Raw genomic sequence first — 13,330 nt, 5'->3', positions numbered from 1 at the left:
TCCATTTCCGCAGGGCTGGAAATCACCATGATTCAAAGGGTCAAGGCCTGTCTACTGTCAAACCTGACAGGTGTCGCGCTAATCTTCATACTTTCAATGTCTTACCGCCGATGGCCACCGCGACCAACAGCACCGCCATCAAGCCAAAGGCAAAACTCAAACTGCTGGCATGGGCGACAAAGCCGATCACCGCCGGCCCTGCCAGAATCCCTGCATAACCCAGCGTGGTAATGGCCGGCACCGCGATGCTCTCCGGCATCACCGTCTGCTTGCCCACCGCCGTGTACAGCACCGGCACGATATTCGAGCAGCCAGCGCCGACCAGCGCGTAACCGACCAGCGCCGCTTCCCAGCTCGGCGCGAATGTCGCCAGAAACAAACCGGCCGCTGCCAGCAGACCGCCAAACAGAATGATCCGCGTGGCACCGACAATCCGCACAATCCGGTCACCCATCAAACGCCCGGCCGTCATGGTCAATGCAAACGCCGCATAACCTAACCCTGCATACGCGGTGTCGATCCCGCGTTCCTGTGCCAAAAACACTGCGCTCCAGTCCAGTGCCGCGCCTTCGGTCAGGAACACGATGAAGCACATCCCGCCGATAAACAGCACGATGCCGTGCGGGATGGCGAATGCCGGGCCCGAGCTTTCACTGCCGTAGGGCAACATGTGCGGCACGCATTTGAACAATGCAGCGATCAGCACGACAACCACCACCAGCATGGCGGCCAGTGGCGTCAAACCCAGGCCGAGCAAGGCACTGACACCCGCCGCGCCGACAATCCCGCCGAGACTGAACAGACCATGAAAACCCGACATCATGTTCTTGCCGCTGGCGCGCTCGACAATCACCGCTTGCAGGTTCACCGTCGAATCGACCGTACCGAGGCCGGCGCCGAACATGAACAGCGTAGCGATCAGCGCCGGTATCGACGACACCGTGGCGAGTAACGGCAAGGCCGCGCAGATCAACAAGGTGCCTCCGGTGGCGACGCGCCGGCAGCCGAAACGCGTGGCCAGAATCCCCGCCAGCGGCATCGCCAGAATCGAACCGACGCCGAGGCACAACAGCAACAACCCCAGCGTGCCTTCATCCAGTCCGGCGCGGGCCTTGGCGTACGGCACCAGGGGCGCCCACGCGGCGATGCCGAGCCCGGCGATGAAAAAGGCGATGCGCGTGGACATCTGTTGCAGGCGTCCGGGGACGAAGGTGTCTTGGGGGTTGAGGCTGGTCATATCGATCCTTGGCAAAAAACTTCGCGTCCCCGAAGGACAGTGATACGGCGACGAGGTTCGATCGCCCATCATTCGAGGCAGTACAGCCGACATCCTACCCTGTGGGAGCGAGCCTGCTCGCGAAGGCGGAGTGTCAGCTGAAAAATATATCGAGTGACCCACCGCTTTCGCGAGCAGGCTCGCTCCCACATTGAATGGAGCGGGCTCACTAATCAGCGGTCATGCACCGATCCTGTGGGAGCGAGCTTGCTCGCGAAGGCGGTGTGTCGGATAAAGAAAATATCGGCTGACACACTGCATTCGCGAGCAGGCTCGCTCCCACAAGGGATTGCGATTTACAGTGGCCTTCTTCGGTAACAGGGACAAACACGGATGACGCAGTTTTACGATGCACGGGGCAATATTTACGGGGTGATTGCGCCGCAGGCACTGCGCGACGCGGGCATTGCCTTGCCCGACAGCGCCACCGAATGCGCCTCTTCGCGTGAGTCGTGGAGCGAAGCAGCAATCAAACTCTGCTGCGACTGGCCCGCAGGTCAACGTCCGGTGAACAGCAAAACCCACCGCAGCGATGGCCTGCTGATCGGCCCGTTCCAGGCGTCGCCGCCGTTCGACGTATTGATCGTCAACACCGACGGCACGCTCGCCGAGCGCAGTGGCAATGGCCTGACGATTTTCTCGCAGGCACTGACCGAGCAAGGCTTGATGCCGGAGGAGGGTGCGTTGTTGCGTGTGCATCACGACAAGGGTAACGCCGTGGAAACCTCGGTGAAACCGGCTGCAGTCGAAGGCGTTCAGGGTTTCTGGCTTGACCTGGGGCAACCCGATTTCGGGCCCCGCGCAGTGGCTGCGCAGAACGTGGAAAGCGTCGACTTCAACGGACATGACGTGAGTGAAGTAAAACCACTGGCGACACTCGATCCGGCATGGTCACACAGCCAGTTTGTGCGTATCGGCAATCCGCATTGCGTGACGCTGCTGGATGACAGGGCGGCATTGCCGAGCAATCAACAGATGCGTGAGTCACCGCTGAACGAAGGGTTGACCGAAATCGCCTACGCGATCCCCGCCGGCGCCGGTGATCCATGCCCGGCAGGCGTCAATCTGCAATGGGCGGTGCTGGAATCACCACAGAAAATCCTCGCCCGCGTGTTCGAACGCGGCGAGGGGCCGACGGCGTCTTCCGGCACCAGCGCCAGTGCCGTGGCCTGCGCGGCCTGGCGTGTGGGGTGGGTGGCGGCCGGTGAAGTGCAGGTGGTGATGCCCGGCGGCACGGCGCCGATCCTGCTTGACGCAGAACATGGTCAATTGCGCGGCGTCAGACTGTTTGGCACCGCGCGACGGATGGCGCACTGAAGCACGGAGAACAACTGCCATGCGGTGACTACAGCGGTCCCTGGTGGCGGATCGCTGCAGGCGCGCTGTTTACAGGAAGAACTATTGCGAGCGAATGCTCTGCGTCAGCTGCAGAAACTTGGGAATCACCGCTTCGGGCGCAGGTGTGAAGTCTTTCAGGCCGTCGGTACCTTTCTGGAACGTGAACATCTGCGCCGCGACCAAGGGACCGGCCAGGCCGCCGACATGGGCGATGGCGAACCAGGCACGATCTTGCTCTTTGGATTCAGGTCGCGGGTCCAGGCGCCAGCCTTCGAGGGTGGTCATGCGCTCGCCGATGTAAAACTTCTCCATGATTTTCGACTTCTTCCAGATTTCGGCGTCATAGCCGGGGCGGTAGTCGGTGTCGTAGGTTCCACGGGTCGGTTTGGTCGGATCGTTTTGTGAGGCGTTGATCAGGCTCATGATGACGTTGGGTGTACTGTTAAACCGCAAGCTGTTCTTGACGCTGAAACCGGTTTTGCCATCGTCATGGATAAAGCCGTAAGGCATACAGACGCCGGGGCCTTCGGGCACTTGATAGAGGTCCCGGGCTTCGAAGCGGGCGGCGAGATCCTTGATCCGTTGCGCGGAGTTTTCGGCGGGTTTGTTCATGTTGAAGTAGAACACCCGGTTGTTGCGCCAGAGCAGGAATTCGTAGGGCGTTTCTTTACTGCCCAGGACATGGGCGTCGGGGATGCCTAGATCGTGTTCGTGTTTTTTTGTTTTTTGAATCCGCTCTTCCAGCTGACTGATTCGGTTCACCTGGGTTTTGACGATGTCGTCGGAGTAGTTCATTTCCTTGATAGATGCCAGCAGGTACTCGTTGGTCTTGAGATCGTCCTGCAGCCTTTTTTTATAAAGCTCGGTTTCGTAAACGATGGCGTTGCGTTCTCTGTCAAAGCTCTCCCCTGTCGTAACGTCACTGACTCTGATGGTCATTTCGTCGTAGTCGTAACTGACATAGTCGCCCACTGCATGAACATTTTTAGAAAATACATGACCTCCTGCTCCTTTCATGTTGCTGCGTTCAATCGCAAATGTTGCCCATTCGAATGCTTCTGGGGATTGGAATCTGGTGCGCCCCAGGCATTCATGCAAGACAGGCTCAGCAAAGACTGATTGAACTCCCAGCAGCAGGCTGGCTAAGGTGACGACAATTCGGGTCATGAACTGCGCTCGTTTCGACGGGACTTTTCGTTCACGACCTGACGCTCACTGTTCGCGGATGCTTTGGGTCAACTTCAAAAAACGCGGTATGACCGCTTCGGGCGGCGGCACCAGATCTTTCAGGCCATCGGTGCCTTGCTGAAAGGTGAACATCTGCGCCGCGATCAGCGGGCTGGCCAGACCGCCGACATGGGCGATGGCGAACCAGGCGCGATCCTGCTCCGAGGCTTCCGGGCGCGGGTCCAGACGCCAGCCTTCGAGGGTGGTCATGCGTTCGCCGATGTAAAACTTCTCCATGATTTTCGACTTTTTCCAGCTTTCGGCGTCGTAGCCGGGGCGGTAGTCGGTGTCGTAAGTGCCTGTGGTGGCTTTGGTCGGGTCGCCTTGCGAGGCGTTGATCAGGCTCAAAATCACATTGGGCGTGCTGGTGAAACGCAGGCTGTTTTTCACGCTGAAGCCGGTTTCGCCGTCGTCATGGATAAAGCCGTATGGCAGGCATACGCCCGGACCATTGGGTACCTGATAGAGATCACGAGGTTCGAAATGAGCAATCAGATCCTTGATGGTTTGCGTGCGTGCCTGACCCGGTGTTTTGAAGTTGAAGTAATAGATTCTATTTTTGCGCCATAGAAGAACCTCGGATGGCGCTGCCTGACTGCCTAGGACATGCGAGTCGGCAATGCCAAGGTCATATTCTTTGAGGGCCGTTTCGGCAATGGACTTTTCCTGATCCGTGATTATTTTTTTCTGTCGATCGATGACATCTTGGCTATAGCCCATCGTGCTGATGCTCTGCAGTAGCTTTTTGTTCGTTTCGATTTCCTCCAGTACTTCAGTTTTCGCCACTTCAACCTTGTGAATGATGGCATTACGTTGTGTCTGAAAATCCTCAAGGGTGGTGATGTCACTGACTCTGATCGTCAGTTGGTCATCGTTGTAGCTCAGGTACTCATGCTCGGCGCTGATGTTGGTGCTGAACGTATGCCCGCCACCCTCGCTGATCAAATGCTTGGTGGTGGAGTAAGTTGCCCACTCCATGCTCTCGGGCGTGGCGAATACAGTCCGCCCGAGGCATTCTTTTTTTTCCTCTTCAGCACTGCTGGTTTCACACACACCAACCAGACTGATGATCAAGAGACAGGCATACGCTTTCATGAGTGTTTGATTCCCTCTTGCGATGGCGCGTCGATGCTGGCCAGAGCGCGATCATCATCATTTTTGTCTGGGACGTTGGCGAGAATGGTAATGTTCAAACCTGAGTTGTTGTTTTCATGGAGTGTCCATTTTATCGGTAACTCGGTGATGAAACCCTTGATGCCCACAGGCGGGACATAGGCAGGTTCTTTGGTCCATGTATCACTTTTCCAAAAACCGGTTTCATACGGCATGGGGGCGACTAACTGTCCGCCGAGTCTTGCATTGTCCGGATCTCTGTAGGTCCAGGTAGGCCAGATGGAAGCCGCTTGCTTTCCTGACTTGTTTCGAGGGATGAACCCGAAGGATTGGTTATAGGCCGCCGTGTTCTGTCTGGCTTGCGACTGTATTTCTCTCCAGGTTTTTTCGGCAGCGGGTTGGTCAAGGTATTTAGCCAAATCGCTGGCCGGTTTGACCGAGCCTGTCGTGAGGCCCAGAGCGAAGTGCTTCTTCCACAGATCCCTGCGCAATTTATTGATGCTTTTACCCACCTGATGCGTAGCTTTGCCGTCGAGCATGACCGGGGTCGGCTCGCTATCACGTACGATCACCGCCAGTTCCGAGTCGCGCATACCATAAAGACTGCGATCGTTGATGTTGGCACTGCCTAGAATCGCTACGCGATCGTCTGCAATCAACAATTTGCTGTGAACGTAGATCTGCTCGGTGACCACTCTGCCGCTCTTGAACGTGTGCCAGGTGCGGAGGTTGAGGAGGGTCAGGTATTTTGTCCAGTCTTGTTGGGCATACACCGGTTGTCCGAAAGTGTCTCTGCGTTCGATGATTTTGGCTGCTTCTTCGCGGCTGGCGCCACGATCCATCATCGTTTTCAGTGCCATATGGCGTTGAATGCGCTTGACCAGACTCTGTTCACCGAACACCAGGCTTTGCATAGTCAAGTGAACCTGATGCATCAAGTTGAGCACATTGAGTGCGCCTTCGGGATGTACAGGCAGGATCATGTAAACGTGGAACGGACGGTTTTCGCTGATTGCTCGTCCAATTCGATCAGCCAGTGCTTTGCCAATGCCATTGGTTAATTTCTGTTCCTTGCCAAGTTTGCGGGTGAGCCAGCCTTGGGCGTTGGTTTGCCAGATCTTGAGGAAACCGTCGATAAACTTGCGGGCTTCGGATCCGGGTTGCTGACTGATGGCATCGACTTCTTTCCAGTCAATCAAGGTGAAGTCCTGATCTTTCAATGCTTCTTTTAGTTTGATGCGGGCTACGAAGTTCCGATTCAAGGTGGACGGGTCCCGCAAGCTGGCCATCGGGCCAGACAATGCCTGACCGGCCGGTAGTTCACCTTCATCACCGAAATCGGTTTGGAAAAACTGGTTTTCGATGTAGATGAAGTGCTGCGCACTGGAAATTGTCTGCAACATTGCGCTATGGCAGTTGGCTTGAACACCACCAGCATTGATGCCTGGGGGCAAAGGTAAATTTACTTTGGCTCGGTTGCGACCTTTGGCTTCCTGTGCAGTCATCGTCGCCGAAGCACTGCGCAACACCTGCACACTGACCTTGCCTGTAAGGGCTTGCGGCGGCGTCGGCAGGAAGGCGGGCTGATTGATCCACACCGGTTTGGGCATCGGCAGGTTCAGTTGCAGGCGATTGTTGCTGTCCAGGTGATGGGCCAGGCCGGCCTGCTTGGTCAACGTGTTGAGCCATTCCATCAGCGCCACGACGACATCCGTCTTTTCAAGGCTTTTGATGTCGGCAATATAGGTTTGCTGCCCGTTCCAGCGATCAATGAAATTTCGTGACAAATCATAGACCGATGGGCCTTCGATGCGACTGTGAACGTCCTGCCACGGCATGCGGGGCTGGTCGTCACCCAGACGACTGTAATCTGCAGACGCGAGCGGCTGAGGTGTATGTTTCAGGTACTGATAGGGTTCGGCATGGCTCTCCAATCGGTGCTGAAACAGAACATATAGATGGCCCATAAGCGAGCTTGCGACCTGATTGACGTCGTTTAGCCAACCCATTTTGTCGGCTGGCATGGCGTCGAAGCCCTTGTCGCAGAACATGGCGACCATACGCCCGAGATCGGTTGAACTCATCCAATTGTTGATCAGCTCATAGCTCTTCAGACGCAGGGCAGTTTGCAGGCGGCCTTTGGTATTTTCGACTTGCCCAATCCAAACTTTCATCTGGCTTTGCAGGGGCTCTGCGATTGGCAGTCTTTTCCAGTTGTGTTTGATCAGCGCGCTGATTTGTCGAATGAGTGCATCGCTCAGGTATTTTCTTGCGCCGGCCAGAGGGTCGAAGTTGCCTGCGACAGCTTTGGCAGTGTTAAAGGCCTTTGCTCCTTGCTCGATGATCGGCAATCCGGGGCTGAAAAAAAAATTCTGCAGACGAGTCACGCTATTGATGGCCTCCGCGCGGTTTGCCACAGGAATCTTGAGCGAGCCGACAGAGAGGTCGACAGTGGGCTTGGACAGGTCGAACAGTGTGCCCAACAGCAGGCCGGCTCGACTGACGTGCTTGTTCATGTCCATCCAGCCCAGATGCGGAATCCCCGGGTTGTACGCGTCATTGCCCTTGCGGTCGCTGGCATCCAGGCTGAAGTTGTTGTCGTCGCGACGCCCATACGCCAGGTCGATACCGCCGACATAACCGATCTTGTTGTCGATCACTACGCACTTCTGGTGGTGGGAAAACGTCGAGCCCAAGCCCTTCATGTCGCTTTGCTGGATGGCCGGTGTACAGAAGGCGCGCGGCACCTTCAGCCCGGCGTTGAGCTGGAAAACCGCGAGCATGGTTTCGAAGTCATGGGTGCCGACGCTTGCCGCCGGACTCAGCCATGGCATGACAAACACTTTCAGTGACGAGTGCGCTTTGAGGGCGTTGTACAAGCACTCCCACAAGGTCTGCTTGCCGTCCAGGGTCACGTCATAGTTTACCTGCCAACCGGTAATGAAAATCGAGGTTTCAGCCTTGGCAATTTCCTTGGCTAGATCCTTGTAGTAGTCCTCGCCAGTGGTGAAAAAACGCACCTTGTTGCCACTGCGTTTGGGGGCGAAGGCGGACGTGTCCTGAATGAAAAAGTCTGGCGCATTGACGGCGGGCAGGGCTTTGCCGGCGGCCGTGTTGATCTGGCTGATTTCTTTGTGGCGAATGCCGTTATAAGGCGTTGCGGAGTCCGTCATGCTCATTCGTCCCTGGTTTGCAACTGGCTGTACAGATCGCCGTCGGCGAGCAGATCCTGTTTGCTGCGTTCACTGTTCGCGGTGCTGATCCGGCCTTTTTTGGCGCTGTCGTGGAAGTCGAGGGCGGCGAGGGCAAAGCGTTCCTTGTCGGCATCCGATGGTTCGTCGTGCAGCACCACCGGCACCCGCTGTCCCGGATAACACAGCCACAAGGCTCCCTTGGTCGCATAGGCTTTGGACAATTTCAAGCGCTGCGCATCATCGATATTGACCCGTCCGTCATCGTCAGTCTGACCTTCGAGCAGCGGGGCTTCTTCGCCGTCCTGAACGATAGACCAGGCTGTGTGCGCCAACGGGAAACCTTCGTCACCCGGTACATCGGTCAACTTGATGTCGAAGAAATACTCCTTTGGTTCCGGCGGTGGTTCGAGCACGCCGGGTTGGGCTCTGCCGAGCAGATTGCCGGGCTTGGCTGACGGCGGAGGTACCGGCAGTTTTGGCAGCAGTATCGCAATCCCCGAACCACTTCCCGCCGCACCCCCGGCATTGATTTTCACCACTGGCCCGATCACGGTGATGCCGCCGCCATCGAGTTTGATGAAGCTGCCGCCGGCCTTGATCGTCAGCTCCGTACCGGCCTCAATCACCATTTTATCGCCAGCCCTGAGATGGATTTCCTGGCCAGCGCTGGTCAGTTGGGCGGTGCCGAGTTTGACGTGCTGGTTCTGGCCAACGGTCAGGTGATCGTTGGCTTTGACTTCAATCTTGCGATCGGAAATCGTGGTGCGGTGTTCTTCAGCCTTGAGCTCGGTGTAAGTGTTCTTCACCACCGTGTCGTGACGCTCATTGCCGACCCGAATCTTCTGGTCATGCTCAACGTTTTCATCCCAATCGCGCTGGGCGTGGATGTAGATCTGTTCGGCACCTTTCTTGTCTTCAATGCGCAGTTCGTTGTAACCGCCGCCCCCCGGTGAGCTGAGCGTTTTGAACACGCTGCGGGTTTTGTTCGCCGGCAGGGCATACGGCACCGGGTTTTCCTTGTGATACAGGCAGCCGGTGACGAGGGGTTGGTCGGGGTCGCCTTCGAGGAAGGTGACGAGGACTTCCATGCCGATGCGCGGGATGCTGATGGCGCCGTAGCGGTCGCCGGCCCAGGAGCTGGAGACGCGCAGCCAGCAGCTGGTTTTGTCGTCGGCGAGGCCTTCGCGGTCCCAGTGAAACTGGACTTTGATGCGGCCGTATGGGTCGCAGTGGATTTCTTCGCCTTTGGGGCCGGTGACCATGGCGGTCTGACTGCCGAGGACGCGCGGTTTCGGGTGTTCGAGGGCCGGGCGGTAGAACACGTCCCACGGGGTGGCGAGGAAGGTGTTGCGGTAGCCTTGGTGGAAGTCGTCTTTGTTGTCGGTGGTGTCGCTGGTCACGCCTTCTTCGAGGACTTGCGGCTGCTTGCCTTCGTGGACGATTTCGGTGAGCAGCCACAGGTCGTTCCACTCGCTGCGCGGGTTGTCGGACATGGCCATGAAGTGGCCGCTGACCAGTTTGGTCTGGTCGCCGCGACCTTCGGCCTGGCGGTAGTCGGCGCGGTGGCGCTCTAGGGCGCGCTGGCTGAGGAATCTGCCACGGGCGCGGTCGATGAAACGGCCGGGGTAGTCGTAGTCTTCGAGATCCGGCTCAGTGCTCTCGCCTTCGGGTTTGTAGGCGGCTTCCATTTGCAGACGCGGTTTTTCGAAGTCGTAGTCGCGGCGGGTGGTGCGGCTGGTGCGGGTTTCCAGGCGCAGTTTGAAGCCTTTGATCACCGGTTCTTCGGCGACCATGCCGCTGCCTTGCACGTACGCAGTCGGCTGGCCGAGGTCGGGGAACACGGTCTGGTCGTCGCCGAACACCAGCAGGTGGCCTTTTTCGCTGTGCTGGAAGTGGTAGTGAATGCCTTCCTCTTCGCACAGGCGCTGGACGAAGTGCAGGTCGGTTTCGTCGTATTGCACGCAGTAGTCGCGATCCGGGCACGGCTGGCTGAGCTGAAAGCTGTAGGCGTTGCCCTTGATCCCGTGTTCGTCGAGGATCAGCGCGATGATTTTCGGCGCCGACATCTGTTGGTAGATGCGCTGGTTGGTGCGGTGATGCAGGTATTGCAGTTGCGGCACCATCGACACTTTGTAGCGGGTCAGGCGCTTGCCGGCATCGCCTTGGGCGACGCGGTAGATCTGGCCGTGGATGCCCGAGCCTTGTGGATCGAATGCGAGAAACGCCTGCTTGTGCAGCAGCTGCTCCAGGTCCAGATCAGGGTTTTCGCTGACCAGTTCGAGGTCGAAACGAAACGGCTGGCTGATGCCTTCGGTGCCGGTGAACGACAGCACTTGCAGGTCGCCGACGTAGTCTTCGACCTTGAGGCTGAAGTGGGTTTCGTTAGCGGGGTTGAACATCTCGGGCTCCTTGAGATTTACGCCGGTCATCCACGGGCGTTTTGCATCGGTCTGGAGAACGCAGACAGGAGCTGGATGTTAAAGGGAAAAAGTTGCGCAAAAAGTTGCGCACATGGGAGGAGGTCCCCGGTCTATAAGGGTAAAAAGGAAGTGATTCAGAATGTTTCTTGGCGAAGTGCCATCAGTCAAGCCCGAAAGACGTGGTTTTCGGGCTTGTCTTTTAAGTTCGTTCAAATCAGTTGCGGGGCAAACTCCACCACCGGCATCTGCCGCTTCATCAACACCTTGCCACCGCGAATCGAATACAACGGCAAGCCCTGACTGCGGATCACCTCGTAATCGCTGTCCGCCGACAGAATCAGCAGATTCGCCGGACGCCCCTGTTCCAGACCATAACGCTCGCCCAAGTGCATCGCTTTGGCACTGTTGTCGGTGACCAGATCCAGCGCACTCTGCAGGTTGCGATAACCGAGCATATGGCAGATGTGCAGCCCGGCTTCGAGCACGCGCAGGATGTTACCGTTGCCCAGCGGATACCACGGGTCGACGATGGAATCCTGGCCGAAACACACGTTCATCCCGGCTTCGAGCAGCTCATTCACGCGGGTTACACCCCGGCGTTTGGGGAAGTTGTCGAAGCGTCCTTGCAGGTGGATGCTTTCGGTCGGGCAGGAGACAAAACTGATCCCGGAATGCCCGAGCAAACGGAACAGTTTCGCGCAGTAAGCGTTGTCGTAAGAACCCATCGCCGTGGTGTGGCTGGCGGTGACCAGTGCGCCCATGTCGCGGCTGCGTGCTTCTTCGGCGAGCACTTCGAGGAAGCGTGAATGCGGGTCGTCGGTTTCGTCGCAATGCACATCGACCAGGCAGCCGGTGCGCTCGGCCAGGTCCATCAGGAACTTCACCGAACTGACGCCCTGATCGCGGGTGTACTCGAAATGCGGAATGCCGCCGACCACGTCCGCACCCATGCGGATCGCTTCTTCCATCAGCTCGCGCCCGTTGCGGAACGACTCGATGCCCTCCTGCGGGAACGCGACGATTTGCAGGTCGATCAGGTGACGGCTTTCTTCGCGCACTTCGAGCATGGCTTTGAGCGCGGTGAGTTGCGGGTCGGTGACGTCGACGTGGGTGCGCACGTGCTGGATGCCGTGGGCGGCCAGGGTCTGAATGGTTTTCTTCGCGCGGGTCTTGGTGTCTTCTTCGGTGATGGTGACCTTGCGCTCGCCCCAGCACTCGATGCCTTCGAACAGCGTGCCGCTCATGTTCCAGCGCGGCTCGCCGGCGGTGAGGGTGGCGTCGAGGTGAATGTGTGGTTCGACGAAGGGCGGCACCACCAGATTGCCGCCGGCGTCGAGGTCATCCGGGCCGAGGGTCGGCGCTTCGGTCTGGCGGGCGATGCTGTGGATCAGACCGTCTTCAAGGTGCAATTCGTGCAACCCTTCCTGGTTGCGCAAACGGGCGTTGATGATGTGCATCAGGCGAATCCTTTTTTATAGGTCTTGTAGTGGCGCGGTCGCGCTGCGAGCGCCGAGCACGCCGGTGACGATGACATACGTTAGCGCGGCAGCAGCGATGCCTACCAGCGGCGCGACCCATGGCGAGCTGAAAGCGGCGACCGTGCCGACGGCGTAGGCCCCAAGGCCCGGCCAGTTGAACGCCGGCAACCGTGCGTCGGCCAGGCGCGGATAACGCCCACGCCAACGGAAGAAAAAGTCCGCCATGATCACTCCGCCAATCGGCGGAATCACCGTGCCGAGCAGAATCAGATACGGCACGAGCATGTCGTACATGCCCAGCAGAGCGAGCAAGGTGCCGATCACCGCGCCAGCGAGGGTCACGGTCTTGCGCCGGCCAGTGCGCAGCAGGTTGCACCCGGCGACGGCGAAGTTGTAGATGGTGTTGTCCTGCGTGCTCCAGATGTTCAGCAACAGCATGGCCATCGCGGCCATGGCGAAACCCTGCAAAAGCAGCACTTCAACCACGTCCGGTTGTTGGTAGACGATCGCGCCGTACGCGCCGATCAGCACCATCAGGCCATTGCCGATGAAGAAACCGATCAGGCTGGCCAGCACCGCGACCCGCGCCGAACGTGAAAAACGCGTCCAGTTGGTCGCTTGCGTTGCGCCGCTGACGAAGGTGCCGAACACTAGTGTGATCGCCGTTGACCAGTCCAGCGAACCGCTCGGCACCACACTGAGCAAACCCTCGAAACCACCGACTTTTACCGTCGCCACCCACATCGACAGCATCAGCAGCAACATCATTGCCGGCACGGCGATGTACGACAGAATCTCCAGCCCACGATAACCGACGTACGCCGTGGCGCAGAACATCAGGCCGAACAACACCATCAGGCCGAGTACCGTGCCTTCATCGAGATCGAAGTATTTGCCGATGACTACGGCTGCCGTCGCCGTGCCCCAGGCGTACCAGCCGATCTGGGTGAAGCCGAGGATCAGGTCGCTGAGCTTGCTACCGACTTCGCCGAAGCAGAAACGCCCCATCAGCACCGAGTTAAGACCGCTTTTGAAGGCGATGTAACCCAAACCTGCGGCATACAACCCAAGCAGCAGATTGCCGACGATGATCACCGCCATCATCTCGCCGAAACTGAACGCCACACCGAGCTTGCCGCCGGCAAACATGGTTGCAGTGAAAAACGTGAAGCCCAGTAACACCATCGCCGTCGAGGCGAGGCCTTTACGCGCATGCATCGGGACTTCGCTGAGGGGGTAATCGTTGCCGGGAGCGTTCTGCGTCATGGGGCGGTCCTTGCTGGA

The 13,330-nt window shown here is 58.1% G+C and carries 8 protein-coding genes; 1 reads left to right on the top strand and 7 read right to left on the bottom strand.

What is annotated here, in order from left to right:
• Positions 1-85: 85 nt before the first annotated feature.
• Positions 86-1,237: an MFS transporter gene (locus tag U6037_RS19230; protein ID WP_322844168.1), complete on the bottom strand. Its 1,152-nt coding sequence runs from the start codon at positions 1,235-1,237 to the stop codon at positions 86-88.
• 372 nt (positions 1,238-1,609) lie between these two features.
• Here U6037_RS19230 and U6037_RS19225 point away from each other — a divergent pair, with 372 nt between their 5' ends.
• Positions 1,610-2,593, top strand: a complete 984-nt coding sequence (locus U6037_RS19225; protein WP_322844167.1) for a diaminopimelate epimerase — start codon at positions 1,610-1,612, stop codon at positions 2,591-2,593.
• Positions 2,594-2,674: 81 nt separating this feature from the next.
• Here the strand turns inward: U6037_RS19225 and U6037_RS19220 are convergent, their stop codons facing one another.
• The 6 genes from U6037_RS19220 to codB all read right to left on the bottom strand — a co-directional run bounded on the left by U6037_RS19220 (position 2,675) and on the right by codB (position 13,312).
• The gene (locus U6037_RS19220) at positions 2,675-3,781 is read right to left on the bottom strand and encodes a hypothetical protein (protein WP_322844166.1); all 1,107 of its coding nucleotides are present in this window, start codon (positions 3,779-3,781) and stop codon (positions 2,675-2,677) included.
• 45 nt (positions 3,782-3,826) lie between these two features.
• Complete coding sequence (locus tag U6037_RS19215) at positions 3,827-4,936, bottom strand: hypothetical protein (RefSeq protein WP_322844165.1); 1,110 nt, start codon at positions 4,934-4,936, stop codon at positions 3,827-3,829.
• A complete protein-coding gene (locus U6037_RS19210; RefSeq protein ID WP_322844164.1) occupies positions 4,933-8,127 on the bottom strand; it encodes a phospholipase D-like domain-containing protein in 3,195 nt (1,064 codons plus the stop codon). The genes U6037_RS19215 and U6037_RS19210 overlap by 4 nt, the downstream gene beginning before the upstream one ends.
• Before the next feature lie 2 nt (positions 8,128-8,129).
• Positions 8,130-10,547 carry a type VI secretion system tip protein TssI/VgrG gene (tssI, locus tag U6037_RS19205; protein ID WP_322844163.1) on the bottom strand — a complete coding sequence of 806 codons (2,418 nt, stop codon included), beginning with the start codon at positions 10,545-10,547 and terminating at the stop codon, positions 8,130-8,132.
• Positions 10,548-10,777: 230 nt separating this feature from the next.
• Positions 10,778-12,025 (bottom strand): cytosine deaminase, encoded by a 1,248-nt coding sequence (codA, locus tag U6037_RS19200; RefSeq protein ID WP_322844162.1) that lies wholly within the window; start codon positions 12,023-12,025, stop codon positions 10,778-10,780.
• Between the two features lie 15 nt (positions 12,026-12,040).
• Entirely contained in the window at positions 12,041-13,312 is a 1,272-nt protein-coding gene (codB, locus tag U6037_RS19195) for a cytosine permease (RefSeq protein WP_322844161.1), read from the bottom strand.
• Positions 13,313-13,330: the final 18 nt, after the last annotated feature.

The organism is Pseudomonas sp. B33.4, assembly GCF_034555375.1.
Lineage (GTDB): Bacteria > Pseudomonadota > Gammaproteobacteria > Pseudomonadales > Pseudomonadaceae > Aquipseudomonas.
The sequence above is the reverse complement of the archived record's forward strand: the minus strand, read 5'-3'. Positions and strand labels throughout refer to the sequence as shown.

Coding starts and splice junctions, on each gene's coding strand:
- codB (WP_322844161.1), bottom strand. CDS start 13,312: ATGACGCAGAACGCTCCCGGCAACGATTACCCCCTCAGCGAAGTCCCG.
- U6037_RS19230 (WP_322844168.1), bottom strand. CDS start 1,237: ATGACCAGCCTCAACCCCCAAGACACCTTCGTCCCCGGACGCCTGCAA.
- U6037_RS19225 (WP_322844167.1), top strand. CDS start 1,610: ATGACGCAGTTTTACGATGCACGGGGCAATATTTACGGGGTGATTGCG.
- U6037_RS19210 (WP_322844164.1), bottom strand. CDS start 8,127: ATGACGGACTCCGCAACGCCTTATAACGGCATTCGCCACAAAGAAATC.
- U6037_RS19220 (WP_322844166.1), bottom strand. CDS start 3,781: ATGACCCGAATTGTCGTCACCTTAGCCAGCCTGCTGCTGGGAGTTCAA.
- codA (WP_322844162.1), bottom strand. CDS start 12,025: ATGCACATCATCAACGCCCGTTTGCGCAACCAGGAAGGGTTGCACGAA.
- tssI (WP_322844163.1), bottom strand. CDS start 10,547: ATGTTCAACCCCGCTAACGAAACCCACTTCAGCCTCAAGGTCGAAGAC.
- U6037_RS19215 (WP_322844165.1), bottom strand. CDS start 4,936: ATGAAAGCGTATGCCTGTCTCTTGATCATCAGTCTGGTTGGTGTGTGT.